The following is a 22,162-nucleotide window of genomic DNA, read 5'->3' as shown; positions in this document are numbered from 1 at the left end:
GCCGTGCACATGCTGCGGATCTTCTTCACCGGTGCGTTCCGGCGCCCGCGTGAGGCGAACTGGGTGATCGGCGGGTTGCTGCTGATCCTGGGGTGCTTCGAGGGCTTCTTCGGCTACTCGCTGCCGGATGACCTGCTGTCGGGTACCGGTATCCGGGCGACGCTGTCGGGCATCGTGCTGTCGGTGCCGGTGGCCGGGACCTGGATCCACTGGGCGTTGTTCGGCGGGGAGTTCCCGGGGGATCAGATCATCCCGCGGCTGTACACGCTGCACATCCTGCTGATCCCGGGCATCATGCTGGCGCTGGTCGGGGCGCACTTGGCGCTGGTCTGGTACCAGAAGCACACCCAGTTCCCGGGGGTGCGGCGCAAGGAGACCAACGTCGTCGGGGTGCGGATCATGCCGTACTTCGCGCTCAAGGGCGGGGCGTTCTTCACCCTGGTCGTGGGGGTGCTGGCGCTGATGTCGGGGTTGTTCCAGATCAACCCGGTGTGGAACTTCGGCCCGTACAACCCGGCGCAGGTGTCGGCGGGCTCGCAGCCGGACTGGTACATGGCCTGGGCCGACGGCATGCTGCGGATCTGGCCGGCGTGGGAGGTCTACCTCGGGAACTACACGATCCCGGCGGTGTTCTTCCCCGGCGCGATCGGCATGCCGATCCTGTTCGGCCTGCTGCTGGGCTACCCGTTCATCGAGCGGAAGCTGTCCAAGGACACCGCGCACCACAACCTGCTCCAGCGGCCGCGTGACGCACCGGTCCGCACGGCGCTGGGTGCGATGGCGCTGGGCTTCTTCATGGTCATCGAGCTGTCCGGCTTCAACGACATCATCGCCGACCAGTTCGACATCTCCCTGAACGCGACGACGTGGGCGGGCCGCATCGGCGTGCTGATCGTGCCGCCGCTGGCCTACTACTTCACCTACCGCATCTGCCTGGGCCTGCAGCGGGCCGACCGCGAGGTGCTGGAGCACGGTGTCGAGACGGGCATCATCAAGCGGCTGCCGCACGGTGAGTTCATCGAGATCCACCAGCCGCTGGCGGGCGTCGACAGCCACGGCCACGCGGTCGCGCTCGAGTACCAGGGCGCGTCGGTGCCGAAGAAGATGAACAAGCTGGGTTCGGCCGGGCACGCCGTGCCGGGCACGTTCTGGTCGCCCGACCCGGCCGAGGAGACGGCGGCGCTGGAGCGGGCCAACGGCAACGGCCACTCCGGTGGCGAAAACGGCCAGCACGGCCAGCACGGCGAGTTTGACTCCGCCGAGACGGCGTCGGCCGCGAAGCACGACTAGAAGTTCCACCCACGACGAAGGCCCCCTCCCGCGGGAGGGGGCCTTCGTCGTTTCAGGCCTTGGCGGCGCGGAGCCGGGTGATGGCCTTCCCGGCCCTGGAGACGCGCGTCTCGGGCTTCTTGGCCTCGGCGACCCACTGGACGTACTCACGCCGGTGGGAGGGCGGCAGGGCGTCGAAGAGCGCCGCGGCGTCCGGGGCGGCCGCGAGGGCGTCGGCCAGTTCCGCGGGGAGCTCGGTCAATCCTCCACACCGATCGAGAAGGCCGACTCGGTGTCGGCGCGGCTGTAGGACCGGAACGCGATGTGCGTGACGGTGTTCAGCACACCCGGCACCTTCCCGATCTTGCCCGGGATCAGGTCGGCCAGGCCTTCGTGCGTGGGCACCTGCACGGTGGCGATGAGGTCGACGTCCCCGGCGCACGAGTAGACCTCGCCGACACCCTCGATGTCGGCGATCGCCTGCGCCGCGTCCGGGATCGCGTCCGCCTCTGCCTGGATCAACACGATCGCGGTGATCACCTGGGTCCTCCAAGACTCGTCTGCGGGGTCGCCCGCGATCCTAGCTACGCCGCGGTGCGGGCCTCCCGTACCCGGAGGGTCGGCCGCGATCCGACCCTCCGGGTACGCGAACCGGCCGGGAGGTGTCCGGGCGGTCAGCCGACGTGCTCCAGCGAGTGCGCGTCCGCGACCAGGTCCAGCCATCCCCGCCAGCCCGCGACCGCGGCCGGCTCGGCCCAGGGGCGGGTCGTGCGGACCAGGCGGACTCCCGGCCGGGCCAGCCAGCGCAACAGCACCCCCACCTCCTCCGGTGGCGCTCCGTGCAGCGGCCCCGGCTCCGGCAGCACCGTCTCCGCCGACGCCACCAGCGCCTCCACCACCGGCATCGGGGGCACCCCGCGCCGGGCCACGCCCGCCGATGCCAGCCGTCCGTAGCGGATCACCGCCAGCTCCCAGCCGCCGTTGCCGTCCGGGCCCGCCGCGATCAGCTCGCCGATCGACGCCAGGGATGCCTGCCGGTGTGCCCGGCCCAGCGCCCGGATCAGGCCCGCCAGCTCGTCGCGGTGCCGGGCCGCCTGCTCGTAGTGCTGACCCGCCGCCAGGCGCTCCACGTGCGCCGCCGCCGTGTGCAGGGGGCTGCCGTCCAGGCCCGCGATCAGCCCCGACACCGACTCGACCGCCGGGCCGTACGCCTCCACGCTCTGGCGCCCCGCGCACGGTGCTCCGCAACGCCCCAGCTCCGCCAGCACGCACGGGGTGCCGTTCGCCGACCGGGGCGAGATCCGCTGGGTGCACGTCCGCAGCCCGGACGCCCCGGCCAGGGTGTCCGCCGTCGTGCGGGCGTCCGCCTGGTTGCGGAACGGGCCCAGCACCCCCGGCCGAGGCAGGCGGACCACCGACAGCCGCGGGAACGCCTCCTCCGTCAGCCCGATCCACCAGCCCTGGTGCCGGTTCTTCGACCGCCGGTTGTACGCCGGCCGGTGCGCCGCGATCAGCCGCAGCTCCCGGACCTCCGCCTCCAGCGCGTGCGCGCACACCACGTGGTCGACGCGCTCGGCGAGCGCCACCATCTCCCGGATCCGGCTGCGGTTCTCCGACCCCGTGAAGTACGTCCGCACCCGCCGCCGCAGGTCCTTCGCCGTGCCGACGTAGAGGACCTCGTCCTTCGGGCCCTTGAACAGGTAGACACCCGGTGCCGACGGCAGGTCCGCCGCCAGGTGCCGCTTCGCCCGCTGGGCGACGGTCACCTCCGGCAGGTACCCCATCAGCTCCTCGAGCGAGTGCACGCCCAGGTTGCCGACCCGCTCCAGCAGCCCGTGCAGGACGTCCACCGTCGCCCGCGCGTCGTCGAGCGCCCGGTGCGTCGGCCTGGTCCCGGCCCCGAACAGCAGCGCCAGCGCCGTCAGGTTGTAGCGCCCGACCTCGTCCCGCGGCACCACCCGGCGCGCCAGCCGGACCGTGCAGACCACCGTCAGCTTCGGCCAGACGTACCCGTGCCCCTCGCACGCCGCCCGCATGTGGGACGTGTCGAAGCCGGAGTTGTGCGCCACCAGCACCGCGCCCCCGACGAACTCGAGGAACGCCGGCAGCACCTCCTCGATCGGCGGCGCGTCGTAGACCATGGCCTGCGTGATCCCGGTCAGTGAGACGATCTGCGGCGGGATCGGCGTGCCGGGGTTCACCAGCGTCGCGAACTCGCCCAGCACCTCGCCCCCGCGCACCTTCACCGCCCCGATCTCGGTGATCCCGGACGGCCCCGGCGGGGCCCCGGTCGTTTCCAGGTCGAAGACGACGAAAGTGGTGTCCCGCAACGGGGTTCCGAGCTCGTCGAAGGCGAGCTGAGCCTGGACCGAACGCATGGGCGGGACTCTAGGGGCGACCACCGACAGTTTCCGCGCGCCGCCGGTCCGTGTGGTGCGCGGCGCGGGATGCGGAGGCGGGGCCTACCCTGGACCAATGCACCCGCAGCCGCTCGTGCCGGAGCCGCCGGAGGACCCCCAGGGTCCGTCGGCTGTCGCGTCGCGCCCCGAGCCGGCCGGGGAGCCCGCTGACCAGGCCGGACATCCCGAGCCCGCCACCTGGCCCGCGCTGCCCGAACCGGTGCGCGACCGCATCGCCGAGCTCGCCGCGGCCGCCGTCGCCAAGCTGCCCGCCACCGACGTGCCCCGCCAGCTGCGGCCGGTCGCCAAGTTCGCCCCGGCCAAGCGCGCCAAGCTCGGCGGCGCCGCCCTGCTCGCGGCGCTGGCCGACTCGTCGCAGTTCCGGACCGCCGTCATCGAGTGGCTGCGCGAGCACCGCACCGACGCCCTCGACCCGAACGCCGCGGACTCTGTCGCCGCGGCCGCGGCCGCCGTCCTGCTGGGCGAGTCCGGCGCCACCGGGCGCGTCCGGCTGGTCGCCCGGAACGCCGAGGAAAACGCGCTGCGCGCCGAACGCGACGCCGCGCTCGCCCGCAGCCAGCGGCTCGAGGCCGAGCTCGCCCAGGTCCGCGCCGAACTCGCCGAAGCGAAGCAAGCGGCCGAGAACGCCCGGGGCGAGCGCGAGGGCGAAGTCGAGAAGCTCCTGAAGCGGCTTCGCGAGCAAGGCGTCCAGCTGCGCCAGGCCCGGGACGCGGCCGAAGCGGCGGCCGCGGACGCCGCGCGCGGTTCCGCCGCGCGCGAAGACGAAATCGCCGCCCTCACCACCCAGCTGGAGCGCGAGCGCCAGCGCGTCGCCGGCGAGCGCGCCCGCGCCGAGCGCGCGGCCGCCGACGCCGAGATCGCCCGCCAGTCCGCGCGGGAGGCCCGGCAGGCCGACGAGGTGCGGCTCGCCCTGCTCATCGACACCATCGACGGCGCCGTCACCGGCCTGCGCCGCGAGCTCGCGCTCGGCGCGCGGGGCGCCCGCCCGGCGGACATGGTCCGCGGCGCGAGCACCGGCACCGGCCAGGGCGGCAAGATCGCCGACGTGACCACGCTGGACCGCTACCTGGCGCTGCCCAACGTGCACCTGATCGTCGACGGCTACAACGTCACCAAGACCGGGTACCCGGAGCTCGCCCTCGCCGACCAGCGCGACCGCCTGATCCACCAGCTGTCCGCGCTGGCCGCCCGCACGTCCGCCGAGGTGACCGTGGTGTTCGACGGGGCAGGCGTGCTGTCGGTCCCGGCCTCGGTGCCCCGCGGGGTGCGGGTGCTGTTCTCCGACCGCGGGGTGCTGGCCGACGACGTCATCCGCAACCTCGTCGCGGCCGAGCCCGCCGGGCGGCCGATGGTCGTCGCGACGTCCGACCGCGCGGTCGCCGACTCCGTGCGGGGTCGGGGCGCCCACCCGGCTCCCTCATCGGTGCTGGTCAGCCGCTTGTCGAGGGTTTGACGCCCGAAATTGTCGGTGGTGGCGCCTACCGTCCTCCCAAGTCAGTTCCGACGTGAGGAGGACCACATGACCGACACCCCCGAGCTGTCCGAAGTGGACGTCTCGCACATCGCCGTTTCGGACATCGAGAACCTGGTGGTCGATTGCGACCGCTGCGCGGTGCGCGGCATCTCGTGCCACGACTGCGTGGTGAGCGTGCTGCTCGGCGCGCCGCCCGCGGTGGTGTGGGACGCCGACGAGCGCCGCGCGGTCGACGCGCTGGCCGAAGCCGGGATGGTGCCACGCCTGCGGCTGGTCGAAGACCCGATCCGGCGCACCGCCTGATTTCCACCGTTTCGTGACGGCGCGCCGAATGGTCGATTGAATCGGTGAACGGTCGGTAGTCGAAAAGCGCTCCGGAGAAACCCCAGCGTGTAACGCCCATCACATGTTTCCTCCCGCCCTGGTCCGATGGTGTTCAGCGGGGTCACTCAGCGTTTTTGGCGGAGAGGTGGTGGACGTGGTGGCGCTCTTTTCGTAACCTGTCCGAGATCTCGTGGCCCCCGGCCGTCTGAAGAGGCGGCGACGCGAGATCGCCGCCGGACGCAGCTTTGTCGGGAAGCTGGGAACCGGAACCACCACCGCGTGCTTCACCTGTTGCGGCTCGTGCATGGCAAAAGCGCACGGCTCGGCGCGTGGTGGCGGGACAGCGGTGAAGAGGAACTCCCCGACCTCTTCGTGCCCCGGTCCCCGTCGGCGGCCGAGACGCAAAGGAGACCCGCGCGACCGTGCAGTCGCATTCCCTCAGGCGCGTGGTTTCAGGTGCCCTCGCCGCGGCTTCGGTGATCACCCTCGTCACCGTGGCCCAGCCGACGGCCACCGCCGCCCCCGTCCCCGTTCTCCAGACCCCGCCCACCGGCTCCGACGCCCTCGCGAAGTACCGCGACCTGGCGGCCCAGGCCGAGAAGCTCAACGAAGACCTGCTTTCGGCCCAGGACGACCTGAAGAAGAAGCAGGGCGAGCTCGACAAGGCCACCGCGGACGTCAACGCGGCGAAGCAGCAGGCCGCCACGGCGTCCGAAAGCCAGAAGAAGTACCAGACCGAGGTCGACAAGTTCGCCGGTGCGTCGTTCACCAGCGGTGTCCAGCTGAACAAGCTGTCGGCGCTGCTGGCGGGCACGTCCACCCAGGACTTCCTCGACCGCTCCTCGGCCCTGGAAGTCATCGCGACCGGCAAGAACGCCGCGATGGGCAACCTCACCGGCGCCGTCCAGCAGGCCACCGACGCGGCCGCCAAGGCCAGCGACGCCGCCAAGCGCGCGCAGGACGCGCGGGACACCGCGGCCAAGCTGACCGAGGACATCAAGGCCAAGCAGAAGACGCTGAACGACCAGATCGACCAGCTCGAAGCGGCCAACAAGAACCTGAGCACCGCGGACAAGAACGCCCAGAAGGACCGCGGCGGCACCCCGCCCGCCAACATCCAGGCGCCCACGGCGGCCGCGCAGGCGGCCGTGGAAGCCGCGCTGAGCAAGCTCGGCAGCCCGTACAAGTACGGCGCCACCGGGCCGAGCACGTTCGACTGCTCGGGCCTGACGTCGTGGGCCTACGGGCAGGCCGGGCTGACCATCCCGCGGACCAGCCGCGAGCAGTCCACCTTCGGCACCGCGGTGCCGCGGGACCAGCTCCAGCCGGGCGACCTCGTGTTCTTCTACTCGCCCGTCTCGCACGTCGGCATGTACATCGGCAACGGCCAGATGGTCCACGCGCCCGACACCGGTGACGTCGTGAAGATCTCGCCGCTGCAGAGCCAGTACTCGGGAGCGCGCCGCCCGACGGCGTGATCCCGGCAGCAGCTCGGACGGGCGGTACCGCACACGCGGTGCCGCCCGTCCGCCGTTAGCCTCTGGGGCGTGCTCAAGACCCTGCTCGTGACCAACGACTTCCCGCCGCGGCCCGGGGGGATCCAGAACTACCTGAACTCCCTCGCCACCCGGCTGCCGTCGGACGACCTGGTCGTCTACGCGCCTTCGTGGGAGTCGCGGACGGGGTCGCACGAGGAGTTCGACGCCGAGGCGCCGTTCGAGGTCGTCCGGCACCCGACGTCGCTGATGCTGCCGACGCCGGACGTGCTTCGCCGGGCGAAGCAGATCATGCGGGCGCGGGACTGCGAGGCCGTCTGGTTCGGGGCCGCGGCGCCGCTCGCGCTGCTGGGGCACCCGCTGCGGCGGGCCGGCGCGCGCCGCGTCGTGGCGTCGACGCACGGCCACGAGGTCGGCTGGTCCATGCTCCCCGGTTCGCGGCAGGCGCTGCGGCGGATCGGCGACACCGCCGACGTCGTCACCTACGTCAGCCGGTACACCCGCGCCCGCTTCGCCGCGGCGTTCGGCGCGATGGCCGGGCTGGAGCTGCTGCCGTCCGGGGTCGACACCGGGGTGTTCCGGCCGGATGCGGCCGCGCGCACGGAGATCCGCGCCCGGCACGGTCTCGGGGACCGGCCGACCGTCGTCTGCGTGTCGCGGCTGGTCCCGCGCAAGGGCCAGGACCAGCTGATCCGCGCGCTGCCGTCGATCCGCGAGCGCGTTCCGGACGCGGCGCTGCTGCTCGTCGGCGGCGGCCCGTACCGCAAGCAGCTCACCGAGCTGGTCACCGGGCTGGGCCTGGAGCGGGACGTCGTGCTCACCGGGTCGGTGTCGTGGGCCGAGCTGCCGGCGCACTACGCGGCGGGGGACGTCTTCGCGATGCCCGCGCGCACCCGCGGCAGGGGCCTCGACGTCGAAGGGCTCGGCATCGTCTACCTGGAAGCCTCGGCGACCGGGCTGCCGGTGGTCGCCGGCAACTCCGGCGGAGCGCCCGAGGCGGTGCTCGACGAAGTCACCGGGCACGTCGTCGAGGGCCGGGACGTCGTCCAGCTGAGCGAAATCCTGGCCAGCCTGCTGGCCGACCCGGTGCGCGCGCGCCGGATGGGCCAGGCCGGCCGGGAGTGGGTGACGGCGAACTGGCGCTGGGACGTCATGGCGCAGCGGCTGTCCGGCCTGCTGGACGGCGACCCGGTGGCCGTCGTCCGCTAAGGCGTGTAGAGCGCCGGGTGCCGGGGATCGTCGACGCGCACGACGACGTCGGCGAGCGAACTCGGGTCGGCTTCTTCCTCGTAGCGTTCGTAGGCCGGGACGGCCCAGGCGTCCGGCGCGCGGCGGCGCAGGGCGGCGGGGGACAGCCACAGGTGCACGGCCAGGTCGAAGGCCAGCCCGGCGCCGAGCAGCAGTTCGCCGTCGAGGAGCACGACCCCGCCCGCGGGCAGCGGCACCCGTTCGGCGCGGGTCGCGCGGTCGCGTTCGGCGTCCCACAGCGACGGCAGGACCTCGCCGGATCCCTTGAGCGGCTCCAGGACTTCGCGGCGGAGGGCGCCGAGGTCGAGCCAGTCGGTGTAGCGGGCGTCGGGGTTCGTGCGGCCGTGCTCGAAGCGCAGCGACGCGGGGCGCAGGAAGTCGGCGGCCGACACGCGCAGGGTCGCGCGGCCGCGCAGGCGCAGCGGGTCGACCAGGGCGTCGGCGAGTTCCGCGGTGGCGGTCGCGCCCGCCGCGCCGTCGACGGCCACCGCGAGCCTCGGCCCGGGGAGCGCGTCGATGCGGTCGGTGAGCTCCTCGGCGAGGACGGCGGGGGAGATCGGGCGGTAGCGCACGGGTGCCCATCCTCCACCCGGGCCGCCCGCCGGTTTTGTCGTACCCCTTTGCGAGGATGCGGGCATGACTTCTTCAGTGGGGAAGACGGCCGACGCCGGGTGGAACATCGGCGTCTCGCGGACCTTGCCGTACCCGGCCGAGGCCGTGTGGGACTTCCTGGTCAGCCGGGAGGGCGTCGCGATCTGGCTCGGCCCCGGCGTCGAGCTGCCCGAGGAACCCGGCGCGGAGTACGAAACGGCGAACGGCACGGTCGGCGAGATCCGCAGCTTCGTCGGCGGCGACCGCGTGCGGCTCACCTGGCGGCCGAGCGACTGGGACCACGACTCGACCGTGCAGGTGCGGCTGAGCGGTTCGGGGGCGAAGACGACGCTGCGGTTCCACCAGGAATGGCTTGCCGGCGCCGAAGAGCGCGAGGAACAGCGGGCATACTGGCAGGACGTGACCGAGCGCGTCGTGACGGCTCTCGCCGAGCGCTGACGCCGTGAGCTTGGGGGCCTGAAATGACGACCGACGAAATCCTCGAGGTGGAGGAGGGCTTCGCCCAGGACGCGCACCTGTTCGCGGAGATGCTGCGCGGCGGCGGCCCGGTGCGCCGGGTGCGGCTGCCACCGCGCGGGCTGCCCGCCTACGTGGTCACCGGGTTCGCGGACGCGCGGGCGCTGCTGGCGGACCCGCGGCTGCGGAAGAACAGCCAGGGCATCCGCGCGCTGTTCGAGGCGAAGCTGCCGCCGGAGGCCCGGATGAGCCCCTTCGGGCAGGACCTCAGCCACCACATGCTCAACTCGGACCCGCCGGACCACACGCGGCTGCGGAAGCTGGTGAACAAGGCGTTCACCGCGCGGACGGTGGCGCGGCTGCGGCCGCGGGTCGAGGAGATCACCGCGGAGCTGCTCGACGGGCTGGCCGGCCAGGAGCGGGTGGACCTGGTGGCGTCGTTCGCCGCGCCGCTGCCGATCACGGTGATCTGCGAGCTGCTCGGGGTGCGCGAGGAGGACCGCACGGAGTTCGCCGGCTGGTCCCGGACGCTGCTGAGCGCGGCGGCCCGCCCGGAGCAGATGCAGGCCGCGGCGGGCAGCATGTTCGCGTACCTGACGGACCTGATCGCCCAGAAGCGCGCCGAGCCGGCCGAGGACCTGCTGTCGGACCTCGTGCACGCCAGCGACGGTGGGGATTCGCTGTCCGAGCCCGAGCTGGTGTCGATGGCGTTCCTGCTGCTGGTGGCGGGCCACGAGACGACGGTCAACCTGATCGCGAACGGCGTGCTGGCGCTGCTGCGCGAGCCGGAGCAGCTGGCCCGGCTGCGCGCGGAGCCGGCGCTGCTGCCGGGCGCGGTGGAGGAGTTCCTGCGCTTCGACGGCCCGATCCACCTGGCGACGGTGCGGTTCACCGCGGAGCCGGTGGAGGTGTCCGGGGTGACGATCCCGAAGGACGAGTTCGTGCTGGTTTCGCTGCTCGGCGCGAACCGCGACGCCGAGCGGTACCCGGAGCCGGACAAGCTGGACGTCACGCGTGCGGCCGGCGGGCACCTGGCGTTCGGGCACGGGATCCACTACTGCGTGGGGGCGCCGCTGGCCCGGCTCGAGGCGGAGATCGCGATCGGGGGCCTGCTGGCGAGGTTCCCGGACATCGCGCTGGACGCCAAGCCGGATGAGCTGGTGTACCGGGCGAGCTCGCTGGTGCACGGGCTGGAGGTGCTGCCGGTCCGGTTGTGAGGCCGGGCGGGGGAGGGGGCCGGGCGGGTGTCGTAGGGTCGGCGGATGGACCCCGCCGACCTGCTCGCCCTCGATGCCCAGCACGTCTGGCACCCCTACGCGCCCATGCCGGCGAAGGTGCCGTCCCTGCTGGTCACCGAAGCCAGCGGCGTCCGGCTGACGCTGGCCGACGGGCGGGAGCTCGTCGACGGGATGTCCTCGTGGTGGTCCGCCGTCCACGGTTACCGGCACCCCGTGCTCGACGCCGCTCTCGCCGCCCAAGCCGGGCGGATGAGCCACGTCATGTTCGGCGGCCTCACCCACGAACCGGCCATCACCCTCGCCAAGACCCTCGCCGACCTCAGTCCCGAGGGCCTCGAGCACGTCTTCCTCTGCGACTCCGGCTCCGTCTCCGTCGAGGTCGCCGTCAAGATGTGCCTGCAGTACCAGCGTTCCCGCGGGCGCACCGGGAAGCGCAAGCTGCTCACCTGGCGCGGTGGCTACCACGGGGACACGTTCACCCCGATGAGCGTCTGCGACCCCGAAGGCGGCATGCACTCGCTCTGGCGCGGTGTCCTGGCCGAACAGATCTTCGTGCCCGCACCGCCGTCCGGTTTCGACACCCCGCCCGATCAGTCCTATGTGGACGTCCTGGCCGCCGAAATCGGGCGGCACGAAGGGGAACTCGCCGCGGTGATCGTCGAGCCCGTCGTGCAGGGCGCCGGGGGGATGCGGTTCCACCACCCCGCCTACCTGCGTGCGCTGCGCGAAATCACCGAAGCGCACGACGTGCTCCTGGTCTTCGACGAGATCGCGACCGGCTTCGGCCGCACCGGCGCGCTGTTCGCCGCCGAGCACGCCGGTGTCACGCCCGACGTCATGTGCGTCGGCAAGGCGCTCACCGGTGGCTACCTGAGCATGGCCGCCGCCCTGTGCACCCCGGCCGTCGCCGCCGGGATCGCGCGGGGCGAGCTGCCCGTTCTCGCGCACGGCCCCACCTTCATGGGCAACCCGCTCGCTTCCGCCGTCGCCAACGCCTCGCTCGGCCTGCTCGCCGACGGCCGCTGGCGCGGCGACGTCGCCCGGATCGAGAAGGCCCTCCTCGACGGCCTCGCCCCGGCCCGCGACCTGCCCGCCGTCACCGACGTGCGGGTGCTGGGCGGGATCGGCGTGCTGCAGCTCGACCACCCCGTCGACATGGCCGTCGCCACCGACGTCGTCACCGCGAACGGCGCCTGGCTGCGGCCGTTCCGGGACCTCGTCTACGCGATGCCGCCGTACGTTTCGACTGACGACGACCTCGCCGTGATCACCCGGGCGATGCTCGCGGTCGCCGAAAAGGCCTGAATTCAGCACATCGGGTGTGACCACCGGCACACCGAGACCCGAAGGTCCCTCATCGTCGCGCTCGGTGGCAGGGCGGCGGCGAAACCACGCGAACGGTCGAGGCGGTAAGTGTGACGGTGCCGGGAAACCCGGTCCGTCCTGTGCCCGGGCGAACGCGAGAAATGCTTGCGTAGCGGACTTTTCGCCCGGTTTCGGCGATCCTGCCCCCATGATCGAGATCGTTCGTGGCGAACACGACACCGGACCCCCTCAGCGCTCCGAGCACCTGGAGAACCTCAAGCACGACTTCCTCGCGTCGATCGTCGTCTTCCTCGTCGCCGTCCCCCTGTCCCTCGGCGTGGCCTTCGCCGCCGGGGCGCCGCTGCTCTCGGGCCTGATCTCCGCCGTCGTCGGCGGGCTGGTCGCGAGCCTCTTCGGCGGATCGCCGCTGCAGGTCAGCGGCCCGTCCGCCGCCCTCACCGTGGTGCTGGCCGACACGATCGCCACCCACGGCTGGCCCGTCACCTGCGCGATCACCGTCGCCGCGGGCCTGCTCCAGATCCTCTTCGGCCTGACTCGCCTGGCGCGCGCCGCGCTCGCCGTGTCGCCGGCCATCGTGCACGGGCTGCTGGCCGGCATCGGCGTCACGCTCGTGCTCGGCCAGCTGCACGTCGTCCTCGGCGGCTCCGCGCGGGGTTCCGCACTGGCCAACGTCCTGGCGCTGCCGAAGCAGATAGCCGCGCACCACGACCAGGCCGTGCTGATCGGCGTCGTCACCCTCGGCGTCCTGCTGGCCTGGCCGCGGCTGCCGAAGGCCGTCCGCCGCGTGCCCGCGCCGCTGGCCGCCGTCGCGCTGGCCACCGGCCTGTCCGTCGCGACCGGGATGACCCTGCCGCGCGTCGACCTCCCGGCCGGGCTGCCCGCGCTGCACGTCGTGCCGCGGCTGCCGGACGGCGGCTGGGCCGGCTTCGCCGCCGCCGCGCTCACCATCGCGCTCATCGCCGGCCTGGAAAGCCTGCTGTCCGCCGTTTCGGTGGACAAGCTCCGCGGGGGCCCGCGCACCGACCTCGACCGCGAGCTGATCGGGCAGGGCGCGGCGAACGTCGCCGCCGGCGCGCTCGGCGGGTTCCCGGTCACCGGCGTCATCGTGCGCAGCATGACCAACTTCGAGGCGGGCGCGCGCACCCGGGCGTCGGCGATCCTGCACTGCGCCTGGATCCTCGCCGCCTGCCTGCTGCTCACCGGCGTGCTGCGGCTGATCCCGCTGGCGGCGCTGGCCGCGCTGCTGGTGTACGTCGGGACGAGGCTGGTGAACCTCCACGGGCTCAAGGAGGTCCACCGGCACGGCGACCTGCCGGTGTACGTGGTCACGCTGGCCGGCGCGGTGGCCGTCAACCTGCTCACCGGGGTCGCGGCGGGGATCCTGCTCGCGCTCGCGCTGATGCTGCGGCGGATGATCTTCTCGGGCATCCACGTCGAACGGGACGGCGACCGCCACCGCGTCGTCATCGAAGGGGCGCTGACGTTCCTGTCCGTCCCGCGGCTGACCCGCGTGCTCGCGGGGGTGCCGCCGCACGCCGAGGTCACCCTCGAGCTGCTCGTGGACTACCTCGACCACGCCGCGTTCGACTGCCTGCGCGGCTGGCAGCAGGCGCACGCCGGCCCGGTCACCGTCGACGAGATCGGGCACCCGTGGTTCGAACGCGGCCGCGCGGGGGAGCCGACCGTGCGCCGCAGCGTCGCCGCGCGCGTGGTGCCGCGGTGGCTCGCGCCGTGGTCGCAGTGGCAGGCCGAGCACGTCGTGCTGCCCGCCCAGCGCACCGCCAGCTCGCTGCTGTGCCGCGGCGCTTCGGAGTTCCAGCGCCGCACCGCGCCGCTGCTGCGCGAGACCTGGGACGGCCTGGCGCACGGCCAGCAGCCGCACACGCTGTTCATCACCTGCGGCGACGCGCGGATCGTGCCGAACCTGATCACCACCAGCGGGCCGGGTGACCTGTTCACCGTGCGGAACATCGGGAACCTGGTGCCGCCGGCCGACGGCACGGACTCGTCGGTCGGCGCGGCGATCGAGTACGCCGTCGGGGTCCTCGGAGTCGCCGAAATCGTGGTGTGCGGGCACTCCTCCTGCGGCGCGATGAAGGCGCTGCTCGGCCAGGCCCCGGCCGGGCTCGACCAGCTCGGCAGCTGGCTGCGCCACGGCCAGGCGACGCTCCGGCGCCGCAGCCGCGAGGCCCCGCTGCTGCTCGGCGGCGAACGGCCGGCCGCCGAGGCCGACCAGCTGGCGCTGCAGAACGTCGTGCAGCAGCTGGAAACCCTGCGCGGCTACCCGGTGGTCGCGGCGGCCCTGGAGCGGGGCGCGCTGCGGCTCACCGGGATGTACTTCGACGTCGGCGCGGCCCAGGTGTCCCTTTTGGACGATGCGGCGCGCGGGTTCGTCCCCGCCGGGGCGTTGGAGCACTGACACCGGCCGGAGGCCGCTTCCGGGCCGCCCGCCCGGGGGCGGCCTTCGCCGTGTCCGACGCCGGAAAGCCTTACATAGTCACGGATTTATCTGTCACGCGACAGGCCGGCAGCGTGTTACCGTCGCGTTAACCCCATGTCCGATTTGTGACAAAGGGGTGAAATGTGGCCATTTATTCACTCGATCGGGTGGTGCATAGCGGACATTTCACTCGATTTCCGGTTGCATGGTGATCATGAGACCCCTCGCCGTGCTCCGCCACGACCTGCCGGCCTCACTGGTCGTCTTCCTCGTAGCCGTCCCCCTGTCCCTCGGCATCGCCCTCGCTTCGGGTGCCCCGGTCGCCGCCGGGCTGATCGCCGCCGTTGTCGGTGGCGTCGTCGCCGGTGCGCTCGGCGGCTCCGCGCTGCAAGTCAGCGGGCCCGCTGCCGGCCTGACCGTGGTCATGTACGAAACCATCCAGACCTTCGGCTGGGCCGTCACCTGCGCGATCACCGTCCTCGCCGGCGCCTGCCAGATCCTGCTGGGGCTGAGCCGCATCGCGCGCGCCGCGCTGGCCATCTCGCCGGCGATCGTGCACGGCATGCTGGCCGGCATCGGCGTCACGATCGTGCTCGGCCAGCTGCACGTCGTCCTCGGCGGCAAGGCCCAGTCCTCCGCCTTGGAGAACATCGCCGAGCTGCCCGCCCAGATCGTTTCCCACCACGACTCCGCCGCCATCGTCGGCCTGATCACCATCGGGCTGCTGCTGCTCTGGCCGAAGCTGCCGGAAGCCGTCCGCAAGGTGCCGGGACCACTCGCCGCGATCGCGGTGGCCACGGTGGTGTCGGTCGCGTTCGGGATGACCCTCCCGCGCGTCGAACTGCCCGGTGACCTGCTGAACGTCCACTTCGTGCCGCAGCTGCCGGACAGCTGGGGCGGGTTCGCGCTCGCCGTCGTCACGATCGCGCTGATCGCCAGCGTGGAGAGCCTGCTCTCGGCGGTCGCGGTCGACCGCATGCACACCGGGCCGCGCGCCAACCTCGACCGCGAGCTGGTCGGCCAGGGCACGGCCAACATGATCTCCGGCGCGCTGGGCGGCCTGCCCGTCACCGGCGTCATCGTCCGCAGCTCCACCAACGTCTCCGCCGGGGCCAAGTCCCGGCTGTCGGCGGTGCTGCACGGCGTCTGGGTGCTGCTGTTCGTCGTCCTGCTCGCCGGGCTGATCCAGAGCATCCCGCTGGCCGCGCTGGCCGGGCTGCTGGTGCACGTCGGCGCGAAGCTGGTCAACCCCGGGCACATGAAAACCGTGCTGGCTCACGGCGATCTGCCCGTGTACCTGCTCACCCTGGCCGGCGTCGTGGTGTTCGACCTGCTCACCGGCGTGCTGGCGGGCATCGGGCTGGCGGTGGTGCTGATGCTGCGCCGCACGGTCTGGTCGGGCATCCACGTCGAACGCGAGGGTGACGACTGGCGCGTCGTCGTCGAAGGCGTCCTGACGTTCCTGTCGGTGCCGCGGCTGTCGAAGGTGCTCGGGACCGTCCCGGGCGGCGCCACCGTGCGGCTGGAGCTGGTCGTCGACTACCTGGACCACGCGGCGTTCGAGAGCCTGCACACCTGGCAGCAGGCGCACGAGCGGGCCGGCGGCACGGTGGAGGTCGACGAGGTCGGCCACCCGTGGTTCGGCGAAGGCAAGGCGGGCCGCCCGACGCGCTCCCGGATCGCCGCGAGCCGGGCGGTGCCGCGCTGGCTGGCGCCGTGGTCGGAGTGGCAGGCGGCGGAGGGGGTCGAGATCCCGGCCCAGCAGACCCGCCGCGGCGCCACCGAGTTCCACCGCCGCGCGGCGCCCCTGCTGCGCGACACGCTGTCCGGCCTGGCCGACGGCCAGCGGCCGCGCACGCTGTTCATCACCTGCGGCGACTCCCGGATCGTGCCGAACCTGATCACGACGAGCGGGCCGGGTGACCTGTTCACCATCCGCAACATCGGCAACCTGGTCCCGCCGGGGCAGGCCGACGCGTCGATGAACGCGTCGATCGAGTACGCGGTGGGCGTCCTCGGCGTGTCGGAGGTCGTCGTCTGCGGCCACTCCTCCTGCGGCGCGATGGCGGCACTGGCCGAGGGCCCGCCGCCGGGGCCGCTGTCGGCCTGGCTGCGCCACGCGGAGCCGAGCGCGCACCGGCTGGGCTCGGCGACGCTCGACGGCGCGGTCCCGGACCGCGAGGGTGACCGGCTGGCCCTGCACAACGTGCTGCAGCAGCTGGAGCACCTGCGCGAGTACCCGTCCGTGGCGGCGGCCGAGTCGGCCGGGAAGCTGCAGCTGACCGGGATGTACTTCCACGTCGGCGACGCCCAGGTGTACCTGTTCGACGCGGCGGAACGCACGTTCCGCCCGGCCGGGGCACCGGTGGCGGTGCCGGGCGCCTGAGCCGCCGGCTCGCCGATCCGGCCGGCTGTCGTGCGTGGTGAGGCGGGTTGGCACCCCGCCTCACCACGCACGACCGGCCGTGGCAGAGCTGCCCGGGAACCGGTCGCCGGGGGCGCTGACCACGGCCCGCGTGCGCACCCCGCCCCGGAGTCACTATGTTGATGGTCCGTGAGCATGCTGGTGATGACGGGGACCGGGACCGGGGTCGGCAAGACGATCACCACGGCGGCGATCGCGGCCCTGGCGGCGGCCGGGGGACAGCGGGTGGCCGTGCTCAAGCCCGCCCAGACCGGGGTGCGGCCCGACGAGCCCGGTGACCTCCAGGACGTCGTCCGCCTCGCCGGGCCGGACGTCACCACGCGCGAGCTGCGCCGCTACCCGGATCCGCTCTCGCCGGAGGCCGCGGCCCGGCGCAGCGGGCTGCCGACGCTCGACCCCGGCGAGATCGCCCAGGCCGCGTCCGACCTCGACACCGAGCACGACCTCACCCTCATCGAGGGCGCCGGCGGGCTCCTGGTGCGCTTCGACCGCTCCGGCGCGAGCCTCGCCGACGTCGCGTGGTCGCTCGGCTCGCTCGTGATCATCGTGGCCGAGGCCGGCCTCGGCACGCTCAACGCGACCGCGCTCACCGCCGAGGTCGCGACCAAGCGCGGGCTGACCGTCGCCGGCGTGATCATCGGCGCCTGGCCCGCCGATCCGGACCTCGCGGCGCTGTCCAACCTCGAAGACCTGCCGGTCGCGGCGGGTGCGCCCCTGCTCGGCGTGCTGCCCGCGGACATCGGCCAGGCCTCCCGCGAGGACTTCCTGGCCGCGGCGCGCGCCGGCCTCTCGCCGTGGTTCGGCGGCGAATTCGACCCCGAGCTTTTCGCGGGATGCGCTTCCGCCGGGAAGTGACCTACATCGCTGTCCCCTCGCGGCCCCGTCGTGCACGATGAGGGACGTTTGCCGCACCACCTCGATCAAGGAGTCACCGTGACCGCAGTCCCGGACACCGACGTCCTCGCCTTGGCGCGCGAGCAGGTTCTCGAGAACGGCGTCGGCCTCGGCGAACAGCAGGTCCTCGACGTGCTGCGGCTGCCCGACGACCGCCTGCCCGACCTGCTCGCGCTGGCGCACGAGGTGCGGATGCGCTGGTGCGGGCCGGAGGTCGAGGTCGAGGGCATCATCAGCCTCAAGACCGGCGGCTGCCCCGAGGACTGCCACTTCTGCTCCCAGTCCGGCCGCTTCCCGACCCCGGTGCGCTCGGCGTGGCTCGACATCCCGAACCTGGTCAAGGCCGCCCGGCAGACCGCCGAGACCGGCGCGACGGAGTTTTGCATCGTCGCCGCCGTCCGCGGCCCGGACCAGCGGCTGCTCTCGCAGGTGCGCGAAGGCGTGAAGGCGATCCGGGCGGACGGGAACGACATCCAGATCGCCTGCTCGCTGGGCATGCTGACGCAGGAGCAGGTCGACGAGCTCGTCGACATGGGCGTCCACCGCTACAACCACAACCTCGAGACGGCGCGCTCGCACTTCCCGTCGGTGGTCACGACGCACACGTGGGAAGAGCGCTGGGACACGCTGCGGATGGTCGCCGAGGCGGGTATGGAGGTCTGCTGCGGCGGCATCATCGGCATGGGGGAGACGGTCGAGCAGCGCGCCGAGTTCGCCGTGCAGCTGGCCGAGCTGAACCCGCACGAAGTGCCGATGAACTTCCTCATCCCGCAGCCGGGCACGCCGTACGAGCACTACGAGATCGTCGAAGGCAAGGACGCGCTGCGGACGGTCGCGGCGTTCCGGCTCGCGATGCCGCGCACGATGCTGCGGTTCGCCGGCGGCCGAGAGCTGACGCTCGGTGACCTCGGTGCGGAGCAGGGCATGCTGGGCGGGATCAACGCGATCATCGTCGGCAACTACCTGACCAACCTGGGGCGGCCGGCTTCGGCGGACCTGGAGATGCTGGACGAGCTCAAGATGCCCATCAAGGCGCTCAGTGACAGCCTCTGACACCGCGGCGTTCTGCGTCCACTGTGGACAGCAGTCCCCGGGCGGTGCGGACCACCCGGCGTGCCACAACCCGCGGACGGCGCTGGAGCCGCCGCGCTACTGCACGTTCTGCGCGCGGCGGCTGGTGGTCCAGGTGAGCCCGCTCGGGTGGACGGCCCGCTGCAGCCGCCACGGCGAGACAGCGAGCGGCTGACCGGGTAACGGACCGGATCGTTCATTCCGGGGCGGGCGGCTTGGGCGAGCGGCTGACCGGGTAGCGGACCGGAGCGTTCACTGCGCCGCCGCGGCCGGGCGAACCGGATCGTTCACCCCGCGGCCGGGGCGACACGGGCGAGCGGCTCACGCCGCTCCCGCGTCGACCGGTTACGCTCGGTGGGCACGTTCCAGGAAGGAGTCCGGGTGAGTGAGTCGTCGGGGCCCGCGCACCGGCCGTCGGCCGTGGCCGGCCCGTGGTCGGTGCCCGTGCTGTTCCGGCAGCGGCGGCCGCGCGTCGTCGTGAAGGCCGACCTGCTGCCCGCCGTCAGCGTGCTGGGCGTGCTCACCCTGCTGAGCTTCCCGCTCGCCTTCGCCTGGTCGCGGCTCGCGCCGCCGGAGCGGGTGCGCATCGTCGCCGCCGACGGCACCCAGGGCGCCCTGGAGCTGGAAAGCTGGCACCGCTTCGACGACCTGGCCGTCTTCGGGTTCCTCACGCTCGGGCTGGGGATCGTCGTCGGCGTCGTCGTCTGGCTGCTGCGCGAACGCCGCGGCCCGGTGGTGTTCCTCGCCGCGGTGCTCGGCGTCGCGCTCGCCGGCGCGCTCGCCATGCTGCTCGGCGTCGGCTGGGCGAACAGCCACTACGCCATCACCACCCCGCCCGCGCTGGGCGCGGTGATCGAGCTCGCGCCGCGCCTGGAGTCGTGGTGGGTGCTGTTGACCGGTCCGCTCGGCGTGTCGATCGCCTACAGCCTCCTGGCCACCTGGAACGGCCGCGACGACCTGGGCCGCCGCCTCGGCTGACCGGTTTCCCCTAAGGTGGTGTCCGTCACCTACAGGGGGGATCCAGCAGTGACCGAGGACATCGAGGTTTCGCGGCACAACGCCGTCCGCTTTCCCGGCATCAGCCCGCGTGCGTACGAGCACCCGGTGGACCGCGGCGCGCTCGCCACGCTGCGCGCCGTGCCCGGCTTCGCCCAGGTCGTCAAGGCGGTTTCGGGCTTCTACAACGAGCGCGGCGAGCGGCTGATGGCGCTGGCGTCGTCGATCCGCGTCGGGCCCAAGCAGTACTCGGAGCTCGACCGGCTGCGCCACGAGTGCGCCGAGACGCTGGACCTGCCCGCGGTGCCGAACCTGTTCGTCTTCCAGAACGCGCAGATCCAGGCGCAGACGGTCGGCATGGACGAGCCGTTCATCGCGATGAGCACCGGGCTCGTCGAGCTGATGAACATCGACTCCCTGCGGTTCGTGATCGGGCACGAGATGGGGCACGTGCTGTCCGGGCACGCGGTCTACCGCACGATCATGGTGCGCCTGATCGGCCTGCAGCTGGCGATGTCCTGGACGCCGGTCAGCGCGCTCGGCATCCGGGCGGTCATCGCGGCGCTGCGCGAGTGGTTCCGCAAGGCCGAGCTGTCGTGCGACCGCGCGGGGCTCCTGTGCAGCCAGGACCCGACGGCGGCGCTGCGCGCCCAGATCCAGGTGGCGGGCGGCATCGACCCGGCGCGCATCGACGTCCCGTCGTTCCTGCAGCAGGCCGCGGAGTACGAGTCGGTCGAGGACATCCGGGACAGCTTCATCAAGCTCAGGTCCGTCGAGACCGAGTCGCACCCGTTCGCGGTGGTCCGCGCGGCCCAGCTGCAGAAGTGGGCGGCTTCGGAGGAGTACCGCGCGATCCTGGCGGGCGACTACGCGCGCCGGGATGCCGACAGCCCGTCGTCGGACTGGAAGGACGACCTGAAGTCGGCGGCCAAGTCGTACAAGGACTCGTGGAACTCGTCGACGGACCCGCTGACGAAGGTGTTCAGCGACGTCGGCGAAGCGGTTTCCGGTGCGGCGGGCAAGGTGTGGAACAAGTTCGGCAACACCAACGGCGCCGCCGACTGAGTCAGTTCAGGCTGGCCGGGCGGCTGAGATCGGTCAGTTCGCCCGGCGGCAGCGGCACCGCGCCCAGCGTGTTCAGGAACCCCGCCTCTCGCGTCAGCAGGCGGCAGGCGATCCGCAGCCGGCGCAACGGGTGGCGTTCCTCCAGGAGCGCTTGGCGGTCCTCCAAGGGCAGCAGGCAGTCCGCCGCCAGGACGTACGCCAGCTCCGCGATCGTCGTCTCCGGGGCCGGGGCGTGCCAGTCGTCGCTGCGCCAGGCCGTTTCGCAGTAGCGCTGGTGCGCCGCGCGGGCCACCGTTGCCAGGCGCTCCGCCATTCCGCCGGAGGGAGCAACCGGGTCGTCGTCGACCCACTCCACCGAAGCGATCAGGTACGGGGCCGACACGCAGTCGAGGTCGTGCAGGCGGAAGCGGCGCTGGGCCTGCGTCACCACGTCGAACCGGCCGTCCGGGAGGCGTTTGGCCTCGCGCAGCACCGTGCTGCAGCCGATCTCGTGCAGTTGGTCCAGACCACGGACTTCGCGGGTCAGTGACGACCGGAGTGCGACCACGCCGAACTCGCGGCCCGGCACCGTGCCGCTCACCAGGTCCGCCGTCAGCTGCCGGTACCGCGGTTCGAAGATGTGCAGCGGGAGCTTGGTGCCGGGCAGCAGCACGGTCTGCAGCGGGAACAACGGCAGGATCGTCGTCGTCGCGTCACTATCCGGTTCCGGCTCGGTCACGCGTCCACGGTAAAGGGAGAACGCTGTCGGCGCAGCCTGGTCACCTCGACGGCGGCTTGAACACCGCGAACGGATCGGTGATCTGCATGCCCTTGCCGGCGAACGAGAACAGTGCCGCCGGACGCCCGCCGGAGCGCCCCGGCGGCGCCGTGTGGCCGGTCGGCACCAGCAGCCCGCGGCGGGACAGCACCCGCTGCAGGTTGGTCGCCGAGACGCGGTAGCCCAGCGCCGCCGAATACAGGCCGCGCAGCGCCGAAATCGTGAACTCGTCGGGCGCCAGCGCGAAGCCGAGGTTGGTGTAGGACAGCTTCGACCGCAGCCGGTCGCGGGCGCGCAGCACGATCGCCTCGTGGTCGAACGCCGTCCGCGGCAGCGAAGCGACGTCGTGCCATTCGGTGTCCTCGGGCACTTCGGGGTCGACGTCGGACGGGACCAGGCCGAGGAACGCCGTCGCCACCACGCGCGGACCCGGGACGCGGTGCGGGTCGCTGAACACCGCGAGCTGCTCGACGTGCTTGAGCTGGCGGACGTCCACCTTCTCGGCGAGCTGGCGCCGGATCGACGTCTCGACGTCCTCGTCGGGCCGAAGCCGCCCGCCCGGAAGCGACCAGCGGCCCAGGTGCGGGTCCAGTGCCCGGCGCCACAACAGCACCCGCAGTGTGTCCGAGCGCACTTGAAGGACCGCTCCCA

At 72.8% G+C, this 22,162-nt stretch carries 21 protein-coding genes; 15 read left to right on the top strand and 6 right to left on the bottom strand.

Annotation, left to right across the window (positions count from 1 at the left end):
• The coding region (qcrB, locus tag ACWEGE_RS20465; protein WP_449662018.1) for a cytochrome bc1 complex cytochrome b subunit at positions 1-1,290 on the top strand (1,290 nt) is incomplete at its 5' end.
• 52 nt (positions 1,291-1,342) lie between these two features.
• Here qcrB and ACWEGE_RS20460 read toward each other — a convergent pair.
• From ACWEGE_RS20460 to ACWEGE_RS20450, 3 genes are all read right to left on the bottom strand, one after another.
• The gene (locus ACWEGE_RS20460) at positions 1,343-1,531 is read right to left on the bottom strand and encodes a YdeI/OmpD-associated family protein (RefSeq protein WP_449662017.1); all 189 of its coding nucleotides are present in this window, start codon (positions 1,529-1,531) and stop codon (positions 1,343-1,345) included.
• The gene (locus tag ACWEGE_RS20455; RefSeq protein WP_449662016.1) at positions 1,528-1,809 is read right to left on the bottom strand and encodes an Lrp/AsnC family transcriptional regulator; all 282 of its coding nucleotides are present in this window, start codon (positions 1,807-1,809) and stop codon (positions 1,528-1,530) included. Before ACWEGE_RS20455 ends, ACWEGE_RS20460 begins: the two co-directional genes overlap by 4 nt.
• A 134-nt stretch (positions 1,810-1,943) precedes the next feature.
• Entirely contained in the window at positions 1,944-3,647 is a 1,704-nt protein-coding gene (locus tag ACWEGE_RS20450) for a DEDD exonuclease domain-containing protein (protein WP_449662015.1), read from the bottom strand.
• A 97-nt stretch (positions 3,648-3,744) separates the two neighbouring features.
• Here ACWEGE_RS20450 and ACWEGE_RS20445 point away from each other — a divergent pair, with 97 nt between their 5' ends.
• The 4 genes from ACWEGE_RS20445 (at position 3,745) to ACWEGE_RS20430 (ending at position 8,192) form a co-directional block, all read left to right on the top strand.
• On the top strand, positions 3,745-5,142 hold the full coding sequence (locus tag ACWEGE_RS20445; RefSeq protein ID WP_449662014.1) for an NYN domain-containing protein: 1,398 nt from the start codon (positions 3,745-3,747) through the stop codon (positions 5,140-5,142).
• A gap of 66 nt (positions 5,143-5,208) precedes the next feature.
• Positions 5,209-5,466 carry a hypothetical protein gene (locus ACWEGE_RS20440; RefSeq protein ID WP_449662013.1) on the top strand — a complete coding sequence of 86 codons (258 nt, stop codon included), beginning with the start codon at positions 5,209-5,211 and terminating at the stop codon, positions 5,464-5,466.
• A gap of 443 nt (positions 5,467-5,909) precedes the next feature.
• Positions 5,910-6,965 (top strand): NlpC/P60 family protein, encoded by a 1,056-nt coding sequence (locus tag ACWEGE_RS20435; protein WP_449662012.1) that lies wholly within the window; start codon positions 5,910-5,912, stop codon positions 6,963-6,965.
• 69 nt (positions 6,966-7,034) lie between these two features.
• Positions 7,035-8,192, top strand: a complete 1,158-nt coding sequence (locus ACWEGE_RS20430) for a glycosyltransferase family 4 protein (RefSeq protein ID WP_449662011.1) — start codon at positions 7,035-7,037, stop codon at positions 8,190-8,192.
• Here the strand turns inward: ACWEGE_RS20430 and ACWEGE_RS20425 are convergent.
• The gene (locus ACWEGE_RS20425) at positions 8,189-8,803 is read right to left on the bottom strand and encodes a uridine kinase (protein ID WP_449662010.1); all 615 of its coding nucleotides are present in this window, start codon (positions 8,801-8,803) and stop codon (positions 8,189-8,191) included. The two genes, ACWEGE_RS20430 and ACWEGE_RS20425, sit on opposite strands and share 4 nt — an antisense overlap.
• A 64-nt stretch (positions 8,804-8,867) precedes the next feature.
• Here ACWEGE_RS20425 and ACWEGE_RS20420 point away from each other — a divergent pair, with 64 nt between their 5' ends.
• The 10 genes from ACWEGE_RS20420 to ACWEGE_RS20375 all read left to right on the top strand — a co-directional run bounded on the left by ACWEGE_RS20420 (position 8,868) and on the right by ACWEGE_RS20375 (position 20,754).
• Positions 8,868-9,281: an SRPBCC family protein gene (locus ACWEGE_RS20420; protein WP_449662009.1), complete on the top strand. Its 414-nt coding sequence runs from the start codon at positions 8,868-8,870 to the stop codon at positions 9,279-9,281.
• A 23-nt stretch (positions 9,282-9,304) separates the two neighbouring features.
• Positions 9,305-10,516 (top strand): cytochrome P450 family protein, encoded by a 1,212-nt coding sequence (locus ACWEGE_RS20415; RefSeq protein WP_449662008.1) that lies wholly within the window; start codon positions 9,305-9,307, stop codon positions 10,514-10,516.
• Positions 10,517-10,561: 45 nt separating this feature from the next.
• Positions 10,562-11,842 carry an adenosylmethionine--8-amino-7-oxononanoate transaminase gene (locus ACWEGE_RS20410; RefSeq protein WP_449662007.1) on the top strand — a complete coding sequence of 427 codons (1,281 nt, stop codon included), beginning with the start codon at positions 10,562-10,564 and terminating at the stop codon, positions 11,840-11,842.
• A gap of 208 nt (positions 11,843-12,050) precedes the next feature.
• Positions 12,051-14,282, top strand: coding sequence for a bifunctional SulP family inorganic anion transporter/carbonic anhydrase (locus tag ACWEGE_RS20405; RefSeq protein ID WP_449662006.1), 2,232 nt, complete (start codon positions 12,051-12,053; stop codon positions 14,280-14,282).
• Between the two features lie 226 nt (positions 14,283-14,508).
• Complete coding sequence (locus ACWEGE_RS20400; RefSeq protein WP_449662005.1) at positions 14,509-16,689, top strand: SulP family inorganic anion transporter; 2,181 nt, start codon at positions 14,509-14,511, stop codon at positions 16,687-16,689.
• Between the two features lie 174 nt (positions 16,690-16,863).
• The gene (gene bioD, locus ACWEGE_RS20395) at positions 16,864-17,583 is read left to right on the top strand and encodes a dethiobiotin synthase (protein WP_449662030.1); all 720 of its coding nucleotides are present in this window, start codon (positions 16,864-16,866) and stop codon (positions 17,581-17,583) included.
• Positions 17,584-17,661: 78 nt separating this feature from the next.
• Positions 17,662-18,675: a biotin synthase BioB gene (gene bioB / locus ACWEGE_RS20390; protein WP_449662004.1), complete on the top strand. Its 1,014-nt coding sequence runs from the start codon at positions 17,662-17,664 to the stop codon at positions 18,673-18,675.
• Positions 18,662-18,868: a biotin synthase auxiliary protein BsaP gene (gene bsaP / locus ACWEGE_RS20385; protein WP_449662003.1), complete on the top strand. Its 207-nt coding sequence runs from the start codon at positions 18,662-18,664 to the stop codon at positions 18,866-18,868. Before bioB ends, bsaP begins: the two co-directional genes overlap by 14 nt.
• Before the next feature lie 206 nt (positions 18,869-19,074).
• The gene (locus tag ACWEGE_RS20380; protein ID WP_449662002.1) at positions 19,075-19,671 is read left to right on the top strand and encodes a DUF2567 domain-containing protein; all 597 of its coding nucleotides are present in this window, start codon (positions 19,075-19,077) and stop codon (positions 19,669-19,671) included.
• Positions 19,672-19,719: 48 nt separating this feature from the next.
• Positions 19,720-20,754 (top strand): M48 family metallopeptidase, encoded by a 1,035-nt coding sequence (locus tag ACWEGE_RS20375; RefSeq protein WP_449662001.1) that lies wholly within the window; start codon positions 19,720-19,722, stop codon positions 20,752-20,754.
• Position 20,755: 1 nt separating this feature from the next.
• Here the strand turns inward: ACWEGE_RS20375 and ACWEGE_RS20370 are convergent, their stop codons facing one another.
• Together ACWEGE_RS20370 and ACWEGE_RS20365 are read right to left on the bottom strand one after the other, a co-directional pair.
• Positions 20,756-21,472: an LON peptidase substrate-binding domain-containing protein gene (locus ACWEGE_RS20370; protein ID WP_449662000.1), complete on the bottom strand. Its 717-nt coding sequence runs from the start codon at positions 21,470-21,472 to the stop codon at positions 20,756-20,758.
• Positions 21,473-21,512: 40 nt separating this feature from the next.
• On the bottom strand, positions 21,513-22,145 hold the full coding sequence (locus tag ACWEGE_RS20365) for an NUDIX hydrolase (RefSeq protein WP_449661999.1): 633 nt from the start codon (positions 22,143-22,145) through the stop codon (positions 21,513-21,515).
• Positions 22,146-22,162: the final 17 nt, after the last annotated feature.

This window comes from Amycolatopsis sp. NPDC004747 (assembly GCF_053601335.1).
The sequence above is the reverse complement of the archived record's forward strand: the minus strand, read 5'-3'. Positions and strand labels throughout refer to the sequence as shown.

Excerpts from the sequence above, each read along its gene's own strand:
- ACWEGE_RS20450 (WP_449662015.1), bottom strand. The coding sequence starts at position 3,647 with ATGCGTTCGGTCCAGGCTCAGCTCGCCTTCGACGAGCTCGGAACCCCG.
- ACWEGE_RS20445 (WP_449662014.1), top strand. The coding sequence starts at position 3,745 with ATGCACCCGCAGCCGCTCGTGCCGGAGCCGCCGGAGGACCCCCAGGGT.
- ACWEGE_RS20440 (WP_449662013.1), top strand. The coding sequence starts at position 5,209 with ATGACCGACACCCCCGAGCTGTCCGAAGTGGACGTCTCGCACATCGCC.
- ACWEGE_RS20420 (WP_449662009.1), top strand. The coding sequence starts at position 8,868 with ATGACTTCTTCAGTGGGGAAGACGGCCGACGCCGGGTGGAACATCGGC.
- ACWEGE_RS20415 (WP_449662008.1), top strand. The coding sequence starts at position 9,305 with ATGACGACCGACGAAATCCTCGAGGTGGAGGAGGGCTTCGCCCAGGAC.
- ACWEGE_RS20410 (WP_449662007.1), top strand. The coding sequence starts at position 10,562 with ATGGACCCCGCCGACCTGCTCGCCCTCGATGCCCAGCACGTCTGGCAC.
- ACWEGE_RS20405 (WP_449662006.1), top strand. The coding sequence starts at position 12,051 with ATGATCGAGATCGTTCGTGGCGAACACGACACCGGACCCCCTCAGCGC.
- ACWEGE_RS20400 (WP_449662005.1), top strand. The coding sequence starts at position 14,509 with ATGGTGATCATGAGACCCCTCGCCGTGCTCCGCCACGACCTGCCGGCC.
- bioD (WP_449662030.1), top strand. The coding sequence starts at position 16,864 with ATGCTGGTGATGACGGGGACCGGGACCGGGGTCGGCAAGACGATCACC.